Below are 15,397 nucleotides of genomic sequence, written 5' to 3'. Positions count from 1 at the left end.
GATACGTGCTGCGCCTACTTTTTTCGATAACCGCAAGGACGCCAATGTCTATCCCGTCTTCACTCACGCACTTTGCCGCGAGTGTCAGCATTCTGTTATCTACCGCTCCTGTTGCAATGGCTGATACTGTCCACCTGAAGAATGGCGACAGCCTCTCAGGCAGGTTGATCAGCTATGAGGGCGACGTCTGCGTTTTCAGCGCTTCCTACGGCACGGGGTTGAATATTCCGGGTCCGGACATTGCGTCATTGCAAACCGACCATGATTATGAAGTGCGATTCAAGAATGGCGAACTAGCCTCGGGGCGCTTGATGAGTAATGGCGCAACGTTGACCTTGCTCACATCCACGACCTTCGGTGAGGTCGAGGTCAGGATGACCGAAATACAAGCACTGACTCGCAGCTTCATCGAAGAGCGGAATCCCGAAGCCGAGGATGTTCCCGCCGAATACGGCGAACGTACCGAACAACCGCCGCTGGATTTCCTGGTGGGCTCTACGGTATTGCTCGGGCCGGGTGAGTATGAGTTCGATATGGGGCTTGTTTACAAGCAAAGCCGCCGGCAACACAATCTGTTTGACGTTGGCTATTTCCAGAAATCCTCCTACAGTGCACGCGTCATCCAGTTCGAACCTACGCTTCGCGCAGGGCTTTTCGACCGGTTGGAAGGGCATCTTGCAGTGCCCTTCACTTATACGAGCGTCGAAGATGTCTCTTCCAATGAGTATGTAAGTACCACCGGCGCGTGGGACCTCGCGGACATAGGCTTTGGAGTCCAGTATCAGTGGCTGGACGAAACCTCCGCACATCCAGCTCTCTCGTTCACGTTCGACATCGGCGCTCCCACCGGCCGAAAACGCTACAACGACGCAGCCAACAGATGGAAGGACCCGTTGAACAACGGCTCGGGACACTGGAACGTAGCGCCAGGCATTGCGTGGGTGCGCAGCACAGACCCTGCCATTTTGTTTGGCGGTCTCAGCTATCAGCACTTTTTTAAGAGCACCATAGACGGCTATGCCGTGAAGCCGGGCTGGGCGTTGCGGAGTCACTTGGGTGCAGGTTTTGCACTGAATGAGAAGCTGTCCATAGGGGCGAGATTCTCATATAGCTACAGCGCCAACTTGAAGGCAGATAGACAAATCATCAAAGGTACTGATATCGATCCGGCGGACCTTGCCTTCAACCTGTCCTACCGGCTTCATGACGATTGGGTGGTCTCTCCTCAAATCATGCTTGGGCTAAATGACGATGCAGGGCCGGCTTCCATGTCATTGAACCTCAAGCGCCAGTTCAATTGATGCGTCATCTAGCGGTTGGCCTGGCGTTCATGTTTGGGTTAACCATCATGGCGAACGCTTCGCCATTCCAGGCTCCCAGATCCTTTGTCGCATTGCGCATGGCTAACATTGATCGCCAAACGCTGGATTACTCCTGTGGTGCTGCGTCATTGACCATTCTGCTCAACTTGTATTTCGGCGAGACCCTGAGTGAGCAGGACGTACTCGCCGACATGGTTGCCAGGCTTACCAATGAGCAGGCTATGGAGCGAACCACTCAAGGATTTTCCTTGCTTGACCTCAAAACCACCGCCCAGCGTTTAGGCTATCTGGCCGAAGGTGTGATGTTGCCTCGTCAGGCATTGGCCTTGCTGAAAGGTCCGGTGATCATCCTGCTCAGGCAAAAAACGCTGAATCATTTTGTCGTGCTCAAAGGTATAAGCAATGGTAGTGCTTTGGTGGCAGATCCCGCACGGGGACATATCCGTATGCCCCTGTTTGAACTGTTCGAACAATGGCAGGGTGAAACGCTTGCACTGGGCCGAGACCATTTCGGACTGCCATCGGAGCATGGGTTAAGGCTGCCATCGCGTCGCTTGATTGCATCCGAGCGGGAAACTGTTCGGACAATGCAACGAACCCCAGTGCAATGATGCCGTACGGCTACCTTGCGCCTAGGTATCAGATCCACCAAAGCCGTACAGATAGCCTTTCCAAACCCCATACCAGAGGAAAGTAAACCGGGTGCGACATCTGGTCGTGCGGCACTAAACCACACAGGCCAAGGCTGCAAACAAGGCTACTCTTTGAAGGTGTCTTCATCCATGTCAACGCCTCGTCTGGCGCGGCATGGCGGCCAAACGGCCACAATCCCTGCGACGTGGACTCCACTAGAACGAAGTCATCAGACCGCGCTCCCCTCGCAGGGGCCGCTGGCATGGGCCGCCCGCCTGCGCCGGTTCACCTGATAGAGGAAGCCCCATGTTCGGTTTAGAGGCAATCGATCTCGCCCGAATGCAGTTTGCGTTTACGGTCTCGTTTCACATTCTGTTTCCCGCCATCACCATCGGTCTGGCCAGCTACCTGGCTGTGCTCGAAGGCATGTGGCTGAAAACCCGTGACGACACCTACCGCGATCTGTATCACTTCTGGTCGAAGATATTCGCAGTCAACTTCGGCATGGGCGTCGTGTCCGGTCTGGTGATGGCCTACCAATTCGGCACCAACTGGAGCCGCTTCTCCGACTTCGCCGGTGCCGTCACCGGGCCGTTGCTGACCTACGAAGTGCTCACTGCGTTCTTCCTGGAAGCGGGCTTCCTGGGTGTCATGCTGTTCGGCTGGAACCGCGTGGGCCGTGGCCTGCACTTCTTCTCGACGATAATGGTGGCAATCGGCACGCTGATTTCCACGTTCTGGATTCTTGCGTCCAACAGCTGGATGCAGACCCCCCAGGGCCATGCGATCATCGACGGCCGGGTGATTCCGGTCGACTGGTTCGCGGTCATCTTCAACCCCTCGTTCCCGTATCGCCTGGTGCACATGTCCATTGCCGCGTTCGTGGCCACGGCGTTCTTCGTCGGCGCCTCGGCGGCCTGGCACCTGCTGCGCGGTCGCAACACGCCGGCCATCCGCCGGATGTTCTCCATGGCCATGTGGATGGCATTGATCGTGGCGCCGGTGCAGGCCTTCGTGGGTGACATGCACGGCTTGAACACGCTCGAGCACCAGCCGGCCAAGATCGCCGCGATCGAAGGCCACTGGGAAAACAAGGGTGACGAGGCAACGCCGCTGATCCTGTTCGGCTGGCCCGACATGGAAGCGGAGAAGACCCGTTTCGCCGTCGAGATTCCGTACCTGGGCAGCCTGATCCTGACCCACAGCCTGGACAAGCAGGTACCCGCGCTCAAGTCGTTTGCCAAGGAAGACCGTCCCAACTCGACCATCATCTTCTGGTCGTTCCGCGTCATGGCCGGACTGGGCATGCTGATGATCTTCGTCGGTCTGTGGAGCGTGTGGCTGCGCAAGAAAGATGCGCTGTTCACCTGCCGCCCGTTCCTCTACCTCACCCTGTGGATGGGGCCATCGGGCCTGATCGCGATACTGGCGGGCTGGTTCACCACCGAGATCGGCCGTCAGCCGTGGGTGGTCTACGGTCTGATGCGCACTGCCGACGCATCCTCCAACCACAGCATCGGCCAGATGACCTTCACCCTGGTGATGTTCGTCGTGGTGTATTTCGCGCTGTTCGGCGTGGGCCTGGGCTACATGATGCGCCTGGTGCGCAAGGGTCCGAAGGCGCACGAAGACAAGATCAACACCGGTGGCCCTGGTACCCAGCGCACGCCTGCACGTCCTCTTTCGGCTGCCCATGAAGGCACCGAAGAAGGCCACACCGACACCTTGAGCAAGGGGCACTAAGCATGGGTATCGACCTTCCGTTCATCTGGGCCGTGATCATCATCTTCGGCATCATGATGTACGTGATCATGGACGGCTTCGATCTGGGCATCGGCATCCTGTTCCCCTTCATGCAGGACGAAGGTGACCGCGATGTCATGATGAATACCGTGGCGCCGGTCTGGGACGGCAACGAAACCTGGCTGGTCCTGGGCGGTGCGGCGTTGTTCGGCGCCTTCCCGCTGGCCTACTCGGTGGTGTTGTCGGCGCTGTACCTGCCGCTGATCCTGATGCTGATGGGCCTGATCTTTCGTGGCGTGGCGTTCGAGTTCCGCTTCAAGGCCACTGCGGCCAAGCGCCATGTCTGGGACAAGGCGTTCATTGGCGGCTCGCTGGCGGCCACGTTCTTCCAGGGCGTGGCACTGGGTGCGTACATCGACGGCATTGCCGTGGTCGACCGCAACTATGCCGGTGGTGGCTTCGACTGGTTGACGCCGTTCAGCCTGTTCTGTGGGTTGGCACTGATCGTTGCCTACGCGTTGCTCGGTTGCACCTGGTTGATCATGAAAACCGAAGGCAGCCTGCAGCAGGCCATGCACAAACTAGCGCCGCCGCTGACCTACGGGCTGCTGGTCGTGACCGGTATCGTCAGCATCTGGACGCCGCTGGCCCATGACGACATCGCCACGCGCTGGTTCAGCACGCCGAACCTGTTCTACTTCCTGCCCGTGCCGATTCTGGTGCTGGCCACGGTCGTCGGCCTGCTGCGCTCGGTGAAAAGCAACGCGCACTACACGCCGTTCCTGCTGACCCTGCTGCTGGTGTTCCTAGGCTACAGCGGGCTGGGCATCAGCCTGTGGCCGAACATCATTCCGCCGTCGATCTCGATCTGGGACGCGTCGTCGCCGCCTCAGAGCCAGGGGTTCATCCTGGTGGGCACGCTGTTCATCATTCCGATCATCCTGGTGTACACCTTCTGGAGCTACTACGTGTTCCGCGGCAAGGTTACCCACGAAGACGGCTACCACTAGTCCAACCGCCGCTGCCCAGGCCAAGGCCTGGGTCGGGCAGGAGTAGAAGCATGAGCGAGAAACCGATCGTTACGCACAGCGAAGAGAAAAAGCCCTTGTGGAAACGCTTGGGCTGGCTGGTGGTGATCTACGCCGGCAGCGTCGTCGCGCTGGGCTTGTTTGCCATGTTGATCCGCCTGTTCATGACGGCGGCGGGGATGAAATCCCATTGAATCCCATCAGTGCTGCCCTGGCAGTGCTCATTTTACAGCCCTCCTTGCGGAGGGCTTTTTTTTTGCCTGAGGGCAGCTGAGCGCCTGTGCAGTGCGCTTACTTGCGTGCGCGCAGCACCACGAACTTGGGCGTGGACGCCACCTGTTCTACGGCCCGGAACAGCCGCGCCAGTTTGCTGTGATAGCCCAGGTGGCGATTGCCGACGATGTACAGGTCGCCCCCGGCAACCAGGGCTTCGCGTGCTTGCTGGAACATCCGCCACGCCAGGAAATCGCCCACCACTTGCTGCTGGTGGAACGGCGGGTTGCACAACACCACGTCCAGCGACTGCGGTGCCTGGCCCGCAAGTCCGTCACCGGCACGGACCTCGACCTCGCGGGCACCCAGGGCTGCTTGCCAGTTCTCCCGCGCCGATTGCACGGCCATGAACGATTCATCGACCAGCCTGTAGTGCGCCTCCGGGTTGGCCAGGGCGCTGGCGATGGCCAGCACGCCGTTGCCGCAGCCCAGGTCGGCCACCCGCGCCGAGCCCAGGTTGCGCGGCAGGTGGGGGAGGAATGCGCGAGTGCCGATGTCCAGGCCCTCGCGGCAGAACACGTTGGCGTGGTTGAGTAGCGTCAGCGCAGGTTCGTCCAGCGCATAGCGGGTAGGGTAGGGCGATGCTTGTGCGGGTTTGTCTTCATGGGTGGCGATCAGCAGCCTGGCCTTCTTGACGGCCAGTGAGGGTCGCATCGTGCCGATGTATTTTTCCAGCAGCTCGCCAGCGGCGTGAGGCAGGTGCTTGACCATGCCGGCGGCCACCACCTCGGCGCCAGGCTTCAGGTGGCCGTGCAGGCGGATGAGTTGTTCTTCGAGCAGCGCAAGGGTCTTGGGCACGCGCACCAGCACACGGTCGAACGGACCTTGCACATCGGTGCTGGCCGGGATGAGCTCGACGCTGTCGAATGGCAGGCCGTTACGCGTGAGGTTCTTTTCCAGCCCTAGCGCGCCCAGAAACGAATCGCCGCTGCTGACCACCTGCACGACGCTCTGCAGACTGATGGCCAGAGCACCGAAGCTGTCGTTGAGAATCAGCACGCGGGCCTGGGCTGGCAGCGCGTGCTCGGCCATGTAGGCCAGCAAGTACTCGTCCGCCGCATCGAACGCCTGCAACGGTTCGTTGGGTTGATCAGGCTGGCGGATCAGATCGAGTTCGGCGAAGGGCGAGGTCAGTACAGGCATGGCGAAGGGCACGAAAGCGGCAATAAAGCCGCGATTCTACCCGATCGCACGCGGAGCCTGTAGAAGCGGTCATCGGCCACGAAAGCCGCGCCGCAGCCATACCCTGCGCAAGCGGGTCCTACCCGCGATGGGTTCACCGCAGCCTTATCCTGTGGGAGCGAGTTCTATCCTGCATCTGCACCCTGTGGGAGCGGGTTCTACCCGCGAAGGGCTCACCGCCCAACATCAGACCCACTGCGGTACGACCTTCGCGAGCAGATGGTTCACCGGTCGCCACACAAACCAGCGGTGTTTATCTTCGGCGGTTTGCGGGAAAATGCCGGCACTTGAACAACGGAGCGCCTCATGACCGCCAGCGCAGAAAAATTCACTCGCCAGACCCTCATCGAGGTCCAGCCGCTGACCCCCAGCCTGTTCACCCTGCGCACAACCCGCGATGCCGGTTTCCGCTTCGTCGCCGGTCAGTTCGCTCGTCTGGGTGTGACCAAGGCCGACGGCACCGTGGTGTGGCGCGCCTATTCGATGGTGTCGTCGCCCCACGACGAGTTTCTCGAGTTCTTCTCCATCGTCGTACCGGATGGCGAGTTCACCAGCGAGTTGAGCCGACTACGCCCGGGAGACGAGCTGCTGGTGGAGAAAATGGCCACCGGATTCCTCACCCTGGACCGCTTCGTCGACGGTCGGGACCTGTGGATGCTGGCAACCGGCACCGGCGTGGCACCCTTCGTTTCGATCCTGCAGGATTTTCCCGTGTGGGAAAAATTCGAGCGGATCAAGCTGGTATACAGCGCCAGACAAGGCCAGGAGCTGGCCTATCGTGAGCTGATCGCCGGGCTTGAACAGCGCGACTATTTGGCCGAGTTCGCCGGCAAGCTGCAATTCATCCCGATCGTGACCCGGGAAAGGGTGCCTGGCACCTTGCACGGGCGCATTACCGACCTGATTCAAAGCGGCGAACTGGAAAGGGCCGCAGGGCTGGAACTGACTCCCGAGCATTCACGGGTGATGATCTGCGGCAACCCGCAGATGATCGACGACACCCGGCAACTGCTCAAAGGCCGCGCCATGAACCTCAGCCTCAGCCGCCGTCCCGGCCAGGTCGCGGTCGAAAACTACTGGTAGCAATCGCCTCACCACCTGACCCACCGCATCAACCACTCGCGAACCAATGACCGCTCCTGCAGCAGCTTCCATCCGTAGGAGCGGTCATCGGCCGCGAAGGCAGCACTGCGCTGTGCCTGGCTCACCGCATCAACCTTTCGCGGCCACAGACCGCTCCTACAGTGGATCAGTGCCCACCCCGGCCCACCCGTAGGAGCGGTCATCGGCCGCGAAGGGCTCACCGCGCTGTACCTGGCTCACCGCATCAACCTTTCGCGGCCACAGACCGCTCCTACAGTGGATCAGTGCCCACCCCGGCCCACCCGTAGGAGCGGTCATCGGCCACGAAGGCAGCACCGCGGTATCAGATATGCGGCCCGGGCGTTGGCGCAGTGGTGACCACGGTGCCCTTGCCGTTCTGCTCCTTGAGCAGGTCACGGATTTCGCCCAGCAGCAGCTCTTCCTTGGTTGGCGCAGCCGGCGCTGCAGGCTTCTTTTCTTCCTGGTGACGCAGGCGATTGATGGCCTTCACGCCCATGAAGATGGCGAACGCCACGATGATGAAGTCGATGACCGTCTGGATGAACTTGCCATAGGCCAGCACCACCGCCGGCGCATCGCCAACCGCGGCGCGCAGGGTAATGGCCAGGTCGCTGAAATCCACGCCCCCGATCAGCAACCCGAGCGGCGGCATGATCACATCGCCAACGAAGGATGAAACGATCTTGCCGAACGCTGCACCGATGATGATACCAACGGCCATGTCGACTACATTGCCTTTGACCGCAAAGGCCTTGAATTCACTTAGCACGCTCATGAGGTTATTCCTTATTACAGATGAGGTTGGTCAACGCATTCCAAATCAGCGAGATGCTTCATTTTCCATGCCTGCTGCAAGGGACCCAACTGCGCCCTAGAAGTTTTGTCAAAGTACAGACTAGACGCTTTTCAGCGCTGCAAGGGCTTGATTTGCCCACTATTCCAGCGCGCTCGATTATCATGAACGCACTTTTCGAACAGGAATTTTCATGGCCAAGGCAAAGCGCATGTACGGCTGCACCGAGTGCGGTGCCACGTTTCCCAAATGGGCAGGCCAGTGCGGCGAGTGCGGTGCCTGGAACACCCTGGTGGAGACCGTCATCGAAAGCGGCGCTGCCGCACCGCCCAGTGGCCGCACCGGCTGGACAGGGCAGCAGGCGCAACTCAAGACCCTGGCCGAAGTCAGCATCGAAGAGATCCCGCGCTTCTCGACTGCATCCGCCGAACTGGACCGCGTGCTCGGCGGCGGCCTGGTCGACGGCTCGGTGGTGCTGATCGGCGGCGACCCCGGCATCGGCAAATCCACCATCCTGCTGCAGACCCTGTGCAACATCGCCATGCGCATGCCCGCGCTGTACGTCACCGGCGAAGAATCGCAGCAACAGGTGGCCATGCGCGCGCGACGCCTGGGCCTGCCCCAGGACAAACTCAAGGTCATGACCGAGACCTGCATCGAAACCATCATCGCCACCGCCAAGGTCGAGCAGCCCAAAGTCATGGTGATCGACTCGATCCAGACCATCTTCACCGAAAACCTGCAGTCCGCGCCCGGCGGCGTGTCGCAGGTGCGCGAAAGCGCCGCGCTGCTGGTGCGTTACGCCAAACAGAGTGGCACGGCCATCTTTCTGGTTGGCCACGTGACCAAGGAAGGCGCCCTGGCAGGCCCCCGCGTGCTCGAGCACATGGTCGATACCGTGCTGTACTTCGAAGGCGAATCCGATGGCCGCCTGCGCTTGTTGCGGGCCGTGAAGAACCGCTTCGGCGCGATCAACGAGCTGGGCGTGTTCGGCATGACCGACAAGGGCTTGAAAGAAGTCTCCAACCCGTCGGCGATCTTTCTCACCCGCGCCCAGGAAGAAGTCCCCGGCAGTGTCGTCATGGCCACCTGGGAAGGCACCCGGCCCATGCTGGTGGAAGTGCAGGCGCTGGTCGACGACAGCCACCTGTCCAACCCGCGCCGGGTCACCCTGGGCCTGGACCAGAACCGCCTGGCCATGCTGCTGGCAGTACTGCATCGGCATGGCGGCATCCCCACCCATGACCAAGACGTGTTCCTCAACGTGGTCGGCGGCGTGAAAGTGCTGGAAACCGCTTCCGACCTGGCGTTGCTCGCGGCAATCATGTCCAGCCTGCGCAACCGTCCGCTGCCGCACGACTTGCTGGTGTTCGGCGAAGTCGGCCTGTCCGGCGAGGTGCGCCCGGTTCCCAGTGGTCAGGAACGGCTCAAGGAAGCGGCCAAGCATGGCTTCAAGCGCGCCATCGTGCCCAAGGCCAACGCGCCTAAGGAAGCGCCGCCAGGCTTGCAGGTCATTGCCGTGACGCGTCTGGAACAAGCGCTGGATGCCTTGTTCGAGTAGCACGAACGCTGCAGTAGGCTAAGGTTGTTGGGTGTCAGGACTTGCCCTATCGGCGTAGACGCTCCCGCTGTTCCATTGTGGGAGCGGGTCTCTGCCCGCGAAGAGGCCAATCCTGCCTACAAAAACCACAACCGCCCGAGGCTCCCGACCTATGCCCGTTCGACCTTCACGCGTCACCGCAATCGCTGCAGCCTGCCTGTTTTCGCTGTCGACGCAGGCTGCCGAACTGCCTGCCGCCGATCTCTACAAACAGGCCCAGGCCGAACAACCCAGCTACCTGGAAACGGTCAAGGAACTGGTCTCGGTAGACACGGGCACCGGCCAGGAAAAAGGCCTGGCCACGGTCAGCGCGCTGCTGGTCAAGCGCCTCAAGGAGCTGGGTGCCACGGTCCAGACCACCCCGGCCACGCCGTCGGTGGGCGACAACATTGTCGGCATCTTCAAGGGCAGCGGCAGCAAGAACTTCCTGCTCATGGTCCACTACGACACGGTCTTCCTGCCCGGCACTGCGGCCAAGCGTCCGTTCCGCACCGACGAAGCACGCGCTTATGGCCCTGGCGTGGCCGATGCCAAAGGCGGCGTGGCGATGATCCTGCACGCGTTGAAACTGCTCAAGGCCCAAGGCTTCGACGGCTACGGCACGCTCACTGTGCTGTTCAACCCGGACGAGGAAATGGGCTCGGCCGGCTCGAAGAAAATCATCGCCGAACTGGCTGCCCAGAACGATTACGTCTTTTCCTACGAGCCGCCGAACAAGGACGCAGTGACCACTGCCACCAACGGTATCAACGGCTTGGTCCTGGAAGTCAAAGGGCGCTCGTCCCACGCCGGCTCCGCGCCCGAAGAGGGCCGCAACGCGCTCACCGAACTGGCCCACCAGTTGGTCCAGCTCAAGGACCTGGGCGATCCCGACAAGGGCACCACCGTGAACTGGACCATGGCCAAGGCAGGCGAGAAGCGCAACATCATCCCGGCCCTTGCAACAGCTGAAGCCGACATGCGCTACTCGGACATCGAGGAAACCGACCGCGTGCTTGCGCAAGGCCAGCGTCTGATCCGCAAGCAATTGATCGACGACACTCAAGTCAGCCTGCGCCTGGAGAAGGGCCGCCCACCGCTGGCCAAGAACAGTGGTTCTGAACAACTGGCCGGCGTGGCGCAGAAAGCCTATGCCGCCATCGACAAATCCATCGAGCCGATCGCCATGCGCTTCGGTACCGATGCCGGCTATGCCTACGTGCCCGGCAGCGACAAGCCAGCAGTGCTGGAAACCATGGGCGTGGTTGGGGCGGGGTTGCATGCCGACGACGAATACATCGAACTGGACAGCATCGCGCCGCGGCTGTATCTGACCTTGTCGATGATTCGCACGCTGTCGGTACCGTGATCCACTGCAGTGCGGGCGCCTGGCGCAGGCGCCCGCACTGCCATGCAAACTTGCTCAACCCCCGGCGCGCCCCGTACTCTGAGGTCCTCTCACCGACCATGGAGCGCGCCCTATGAATACTGCAGTGCCGGGCATGGGCCCCGTCAAGGCTGTCATCTTCGACATGGATGGCTTGCTGCTGAACACCGAAGGCATCTACACCGAAGTCACGCAGATGATTGCCGAGCGTTACGGCAAGGTCTTCGACTGGAGTATCAAGCAGAACACCATCGGCCTGGGTGCCACTGACCTGTCGACCTATATCGTCGAGACATTGGGCCTGCCGCTGACGCCCGCTGAATTCATCGAAGCGCGCGCGCCGCTGATGGCCGAGCGCTTTCCCCACGCGCAGGCCATGGCCGGGGCCGAGGCGCTGGTGCGGCATTTGAAGGCGCACAACATTCCGATCGCCGTAGGTACCAGTTCGTCTCGCGGGCACTTTGCGATGAAAACCACCCTGCATCAGGAGTGGTTTGCGCTGTTCGACACGGTTGTCACTGCCGATGACCCAGAGGTGGGTGCGGCCAAGCCTGCGCCGGATATTTTCCTGGTCGCGGCCAGGCGTCTGGGGGTGGAGCCCAAGGATTGTCTGGTGTTCGAGGATTCGCCCTTCGGCGTCACCGCCGCCAAGGCTGCCGGCATGTTCGCCGTGGCCGTGCCGGATGCCGCCATGGCGCCAGAACGCTATCACCACGCCGACGATCGCCTGCAAAGCCTGCTGGGCTTCGACCCCGCCCAGTGGGGGCTGCCCGCCCACCTGGTCTAGCCTTGCGCAGGAGCGGGGGCAATCAGACACTCCGCGTCGCCCTTTTCGCGGGCAGAGCCCGCTCCCACAGAGCACTTCACCCCAGTGGGAGCGGTCATCGGCCGCGAAGGCCTCACCGCGCTTCATCAGGCACACCCCATTGCTTTTTTCGTGGGCAGAGCCCGCTCCCACAGTGCACTTCACCCCTGTGGGAGCGGGCTCTGCCCGCGAAGGCCCCGCTGCCGTCCTCAAACCTCCAACAAAGCCTCCAGCTCCCGCTCCAGCTCCTCGGGGTCGCCCAGATTGAGTTCGATCAACCGACGCAGATGGCTGATCGAATCCAGACCAATATGGGTGCACACGAAACCCAGCTGCCCATGATCGTCATGGGCCAGCTTGACCTCCATCACCACATCTTCCTGCGGCCCCAGCTTCACATCCACATTGAAGGGTTGGCTGGCATCACCCAGCCAGGGCGACGGCTTTTCGATCAACAGCCCCTTCAATGACAGATCGAGCAGCTTCACCGGCCAGCGCTCGGTGCCTTGGCGCAGTTCGGTCTTGGCATCGAAGGCGATGCGCTTGAAGCGCCGGCGCTCGGTATGGGTTTGCGTCATGATCGGGTTCTCCAGTTTTGCTGGACTATAGCGCAGTGACTCAAAGCCAGCGGCGAACCCGTCGACAATACTGGCGATAAGTCTCGCCAAACAGCCCTTCCAGCTGGATTTCGTCAGGCCTGATCACCAGCCAGTTCATCAGGTACAACAACACCGGCAGCAACAGCCATGGCCACAGGCTGCCCATAAGCAACGACAGCGCGACATAGGCAAGGGTGTCACCCACATTGATCGGGTTGCGCGACAGCGCGAACGGGCCGTCGCGCAGCAACTCGTGGGGGGCGTCGAAATTGCTGGTTGCCGTGTGTTGGCGCTTGAAACGCAACATGGCCCAGAAGGAGAGGCTCTGGCCGAGGATGATCAAGGCCGCCGCCGTGGCGGCGGTCCAGCTGTTGACCGGCAACGCAATGGGCAGCGCATAGCTCAGGGCCATGGCCACCGCGATGAACGCCAGATACAGCAACGGTGGCGGCAGGACGGCTTGGGCAGGTGGCTTGGGCATGGGTCAACTCGCTTTGGACACCTTAAGTGCGACCCACACAGGCTGCAGGTGTTCCGATTCGTCCCTGCCTCACGCCCCGCACCGCTCTAGACCAACGTGGGGATGGCCATCGAGCAAAAAATCGCTAGACTCGATAAGGCTGACACTCATCCACTGAGCTGGAAACAATAATATGAAGAATAATAGCAGTGCGTTCCGCCACGTTCCGTGGCTGATCGTGGCGATCATTGGTGCCTGTGCCCTGGGCGTCGTTGCACTTCGCCGCGGTGAAGCAATCAATGCGTTATGGATCGTCGTCGCGGCAGTGGCCATCTACCTGGTCGCCTACCGCTACTACAGCCTGTTCATCGCCAACCACGTCATGCAGTTGGACTCGCGCCGGGCCACGCCCGCGGTGCTCAACAACGACGGTCTGGACTACGTACCGACCAACAAGCACATTCTCTTCGGCCACCACTTCGCAGCCATTGCCGGTGCTGGCCCTCTGGTCGGGCCGGTGCTGGCCGCGCAGATGGGCTATCTGCCCGGCACACTGTGGCTGATCGCAGGCGTGGTCCTGGCCGGCGCCGTGCAGGATTTCATGGTGCTGTTCCTGTCCACCCGCCGCAACGGCCGCTCGCTGGGCGACATGGTGCGCGAGGAAATGGGCCGCATCCCCGGCACCATCGCCCTGTTCGGTTGCTTCCTGATCATGATCATCATCCTCGCGGTGCTGGCGCTGATCGTGGTCAAGGCACTTGCCGAAAGCCCGTGGGGCATCTTCACGGTCATGGCCACTATCCCCATCGCCATGTTCATGGGCGTGTACATGCGCTACATCCGCCCGGGCCGCATCGGTGAAATCTCCATCATCGGTGTATTTCTGCTGTTGCTCTCGATCTGGCTGGGTGGCCAGGTGGCGGCCGACCCGGTCTGGGCCAAGGCCTTCACCTTCTCCGGCATTCAGATCACCTGGATGCTGGTGGGCTATGGCTTCGTCGCAGCCGTGCTGCCCGTGTGGCTGATCCTGGCACCGCGCGACTACCTGTCCACCTTCCTCAAGATCGGTACCATCATCGCCCTGGCCATCGGTATTCTGGTGACCATGCCTGAACTGAAGATGCCCGCGCTGACCCAGTTCACCGACGGCACCGGCCCGGTATGGAAGGGCGGTCTGTTCCCGTTCCTGTTCATCACCATCGCCTGCGGCGCGGTGTCCGGTTTCCATGCGCTGATCTCCTCGGGCACCACGCCCAAGCTGCTGGACAACGAAACCAACGCCCGCTACATCGGCTACGGTGCCATGTTGATGGAATCGTTCGTGGCGATCATGGCCATGGTTGCCGCTTCGGTCATCGAACCGGGCGTGTACTTCGCCATGAACAGCCCGGCCGCAGTGGTCGGTACCGATGTGGTCGCAGTGGCAACGGCGGTCAGCAGCTGGGGCTTTGCCATTACCCCGGAAGCGCTGCAGGCGGTGGCCCATGACATCGGCGAAACCACCATCCTGGCGCGTGCCGGCGGTGCACCGACCCTGGCCGTGGGTATCGCGCAGATCCTGCACTCGGTGCTGCCGGGCGAAAACACCATGGCTTTCTGGTACCACTTCGCAATCCTGTTCGAGGCGTTGTTCATCCTGACCGCCGTGGATGCCGGCACCCGTGCCGGGCGTTTCATGCTGCAGGACCTGCTCGGCTCGTTCGTCCCGGCGCTCAAACGCACCGAGTCGTGGACCGCCAACGTCATCGCCACTGCCGGTTGCGTGGCCCTGTGGGGCTGGTTGCTGTACCAGGGCGTGATCGATCCGCTGGGAGGTATCAATACCCTGTGGCCGCTGTTCGGCATCTCCAACCAGATGCTGGCCGGTATTGCCCTCATGCTCGCGACCGTCGTGCTGATCAAGATGAAGCGTCAGCGTTACATCTGGGTCACCATGCTGCCGGCCGTGTGGCTGCTGATCTGCACCACCACTGCAGGCTTCATCAAGCTGTTCGACGCCAACCCCGCAGTTGGCTTCCTGGCGCTGGCCAAGAAGTACAGCGACGCATTGGCCCAGGGCCAGGTCATTGCACCGGCCAAGAGCGTCGAGCAGATGCAGCACGTGATCTTCAATGCCTACACCAACGCAACCCTGACCGTACTGTTCCTGCTGGTGGTCTTCAGCATCCTGTTCTTCGCCTTGAAGGTCGGCGTCGCCGCCTGGGGCAAGAAGGAACGTACCGACAAGGAAGCACCGTTCCAGCCGTTCCCCAATGCGTGATGATCGAGGGCTGCCGCCATGTTCAATGACTTGAGCAAGTTGGGAAAATACCTGGGCCAGGCGGCACGCCTGATGGTGGGCATGCCGGACTACGACAACTATGTCGAACACATGCAGACCAAGCACCCGGACAAGCCGATGATGGATTACCAGGCGTTCTTCCGCGAACGCCAGGAGGCCAGATACGGCGGCAAGGGTGGGCCCAAGTGTTGTTGAGGCATGCCATCTC

The 15,397-nt window shown here is 61.4% G+C and carries 15 protein-coding genes; 11 read left to right on the top strand and 4 right to left on the bottom strand.

What is annotated here, in order from left to right:
- Positions 1-44 precede the first annotated feature (44 nt).
- From IFU31_RS07955 to IFU31_RS07935, 5 genes are all read left to right on the top strand, one after another.
- Positions 45-1,301, top strand: a complete 1,257-nt coding sequence (locus IFU31_RS07955; protein ID WP_192102665.1) for a transporter — start codon at positions 45-47, stop codon at positions 1,299-1,301.
- Positions 1,301-1,933 (top strand): C39 family peptidase, encoded by a 633-nt coding sequence (locus IFU31_RS07950; protein WP_192102664.1) that lies wholly within the window; start codon positions 1,301-1,303, stop codon positions 1,931-1,933. The genes IFU31_RS07955 and IFU31_RS07950 overlap by 1 nt, the downstream gene beginning before the upstream one ends.
- 328 nt (positions 1,934-2,261) lie before the next feature.
- Complete coding sequence (locus tag IFU31_RS07945; RefSeq protein ID WP_122475379.1) at positions 2,262-3,698, top strand: cytochrome ubiquinol oxidase subunit I; 1,437 nt, start codon at positions 2,262-2,264, stop codon at positions 3,696-3,698.
- 2 nt (positions 3,699-3,700) lie between these two features.
- Positions 3,701-4,708, top strand: coding sequence for a cytochrome d ubiquinol oxidase subunit II (cydB, locus tag IFU31_RS07940; RefSeq protein ID WP_192102663.1), 1,008 nt, complete (start codon positions 3,701-3,703; stop codon positions 4,706-4,708).
- 50 nt (positions 4,709-4,758) lie between these two features.
- Positions 4,759-4,920, top strand: coding sequence for a DUF2474 domain-containing protein (locus IFU31_RS07935; protein WP_082223659.1), 162 nt, complete (start codon positions 4,759-4,761; stop codon positions 4,918-4,920).
- Between the two features lie 97 nt (positions 4,921-5,017).
- Here IFU31_RS07935 and IFU31_RS07930 read toward each other — a convergent pair whose 3' ends face one another.
- Positions 5,018-6,142: a methyltransferase gene (locus tag IFU31_RS07930; protein ID WP_192102662.1), complete on the bottom strand. Its 1,125-nt coding sequence runs from the start codon at positions 6,140-6,142 to the stop codon at positions 5,018-5,020.
- Between the two features lie 345 nt (positions 6,143-6,487).
- On the opposite strand from IFU31_RS07930, the gene IFU31_RS07925 reads away from it, so the two are divergent.
- On the top strand, positions 6,488-7,264 hold the full coding sequence (locus IFU31_RS07925) for a ferredoxin--NADP reductase (protein WP_192102661.1): 777 nt from the start codon (positions 6,488-6,490) through the stop codon (positions 7,262-7,264).
- A gap of 343 nt (positions 7,265-7,607) precedes the next feature.
- On the opposite strand, the gene mscL is transcribed toward IFU31_RS07925, so the two are convergent.
- A complete protein-coding gene (mscL, locus tag IFU31_RS07920) occupies positions 7,608-8,060 on the bottom strand; it encodes a large-conductance mechanosensitive channel protein MscL (RefSeq protein ID WP_192102660.1) in 453 nt (150 codons plus the stop codon).
- A 211-nt stretch (positions 8,061-8,271) separates the two neighbouring features.
- Between mscL and radA the strand changes: the two genes are divergently transcribed.
- From radA to IFU31_RS07905, 3 genes are all read left to right on the top strand, one after another.
- A complete protein-coding gene (radA, locus tag IFU31_RS07915) occupies positions 8,272-9,639 on the top strand; it encodes a DNA repair protein RadA (protein ID WP_122475371.1) in 1,368 nt (455 codons plus the stop codon).
- A gap of 151 nt (positions 9,640-9,790) precedes the next feature.
- Positions 9,791-11,026, top strand: coding sequence for a M20/M25/M40 family metallo-hydrolase (locus tag IFU31_RS07910; protein ID WP_192102659.1), 1,236 nt, complete (start codon positions 9,791-9,793; stop codon positions 11,024-11,026).
- 112 nt (positions 11,027-11,138) lie between these two features.
- Positions 11,139-11,831 carry an HAD-IA family hydrolase gene (locus tag IFU31_RS07905; protein WP_185795199.1) on the top strand — a complete coding sequence of 231 codons (693 nt, stop codon included), beginning with the start codon at positions 11,139-11,141 and terminating at the stop codon, positions 11,829-11,831.
- Between the two features lie 227 nt (positions 11,832-12,058).
- Here IFU31_RS07905 and IFU31_RS07900 read toward each other — a convergent pair whose 3' ends face one another.
- Both IFU31_RS07900 and IFU31_RS07895 read right to left on the bottom strand, forming a co-directional pair.
- Entirely contained in the window at positions 12,059-12,427 is a 369-nt protein-coding gene (locus IFU31_RS07900; protein WP_192102658.1) for a PilZ domain-containing protein, read from the bottom strand.
- A gap of 40 nt (positions 12,428-12,467) precedes the next feature.
- On the bottom strand, positions 12,468-12,929 hold the full coding sequence (locus IFU31_RS07895; RefSeq protein WP_192102657.1) for a methyltransferase family protein: 462 nt from the start codon (positions 12,927-12,929) through the stop codon (positions 12,468-12,470).
- A gap of 172 nt (positions 12,930-13,101) precedes the next feature.
- Between IFU31_RS07895 and IFU31_RS07890 the strand changes: the two genes are divergently transcribed.
- Positions 13,102-15,168, top strand: coding sequence for a carbon starvation CstA family protein (locus IFU31_RS07890; protein WP_192102656.1), 2,067 nt, complete (start codon positions 13,102-13,104; stop codon positions 15,166-15,168).
- 18 nt (positions 15,169-15,186) lie between these two features.
- On the top strand, positions 15,187-15,384 hold the full coding sequence (locus tag IFU31_RS07885; RefSeq protein ID WP_122475360.1) for a YbdD/YjiX family protein: 198 nt from the start codon (positions 15,187-15,189) through the stop codon (positions 15,382-15,384).
- Positions 15,385-15,397 lie beyond the last annotated feature (13 nt).

It is taken from the genome of Pseudomonas sp. CFBP 13602 (assembly GCF_014842725.1).
Lineage (GTDB): Bacteria > Pseudomonadota > Gammaproteobacteria > Pseudomonadales > Pseudomonadaceae > Aquipseudomonas > Aquipseudomonas baltica.
Note: the sequence above shows the minus strand (reverse complement) of the source record. Positions and strands in the feature narration are given on the sequence as shown.

Excerpts from the sequence above, each read along its gene's own strand:
- IFU31_RS07955 (WP_192102665.1), top strand. The coding sequence starts at position 45 with ATGTCTATCCCGTCTTCACTCACGCACTTTGCCGCGAGTGTCAGCATT.
- IFU31_RS07950 (WP_192102664.1), top strand. The coding sequence starts at position 1,301 with ATGCGTCATCTAGCGGTTGGCCTGGCGTTCATGTTTGGGTTAACCATC.
- IFU31_RS07945 (WP_122475379.1), top strand. The coding sequence starts at position 2,262 with ATGTTCGGTTTAGAGGCAATCGATCTCGCCCGAATGCAGTTTGCGTTT.
- cydB (WP_192102663.1), top strand. The coding sequence starts at position 3,701 with ATGGGTATCGACCTTCCGTTCATCTGGGCCGTGATCATCATCTTCGGC.
- IFU31_RS07935 (WP_082223659.1), top strand. The coding sequence starts at position 4,759 with ATGAGCGAGAAACCGATCGTTACGCACAGCGAAGAGAAAAAGCCCTTG.
- IFU31_RS07930 (WP_192102662.1), bottom strand. The coding sequence starts at position 6,142 with ATGCCTGTACTGACCTCGCCCTTCGCCGAACTCGATCTGATCCGCCAG.
- IFU31_RS07925 (WP_192102661.1), top strand. The coding sequence starts at position 6,488 with ATGACCGCCAGCGCAGAAAAATTCACTCGCCAGACCCTCATCGAGGTC.
- mscL (WP_192102660.1), bottom strand. The coding sequence starts at position 8,060 with ATGAGCGTGCTAAGTGAATTCAAGGCCTTTGCGGTCAAAGGCAATGTA.
- radA (WP_122475371.1), top strand. The coding sequence starts at position 8,272 with ATGGCCAAGGCAAAGCGCATGTACGGCTGCACCGAGTGCGGTGCCACG.
- IFU31_RS07910 (WP_192102659.1), top strand. The coding sequence starts at position 9,791 with ATGCCCGTTCGACCTTCACGCGTCACCGCAATCGCTGCAGCCTGCCTG.
- IFU31_RS07905 (WP_185795199.1), top strand. The coding sequence starts at position 11,139 with ATGAATACTGCAGTGCCGGGCATGGGCCCCGTCAAGGCTGTCATCTTC.
- IFU31_RS07900 (WP_192102658.1), bottom strand. The coding sequence starts at position 12,427 with ATGACGCAAACCCATACCGAGCGCCGGCGCTTCAAGCGCATCGCCTTC.
- IFU31_RS07895 (WP_192102657.1), bottom strand. The coding sequence starts at position 12,929 with ATGCCCAAGCCACCTGCCCAAGCCGTCCTGCCGCCACCGTTGCTGTAT.
- IFU31_RS07890 (WP_192102656.1), top strand. The coding sequence starts at position 13,102 with ATGAAGAATAATAGCAGTGCGTTCCGCCACGTTCCGTGGCTGATCGTG.
- IFU31_RS07885 (WP_122475360.1), top strand. The coding sequence starts at position 15,187 with ATGTTCAATGACTTGAGCAAGTTGGGAAAATACCTGGGCCAGGCGGCA.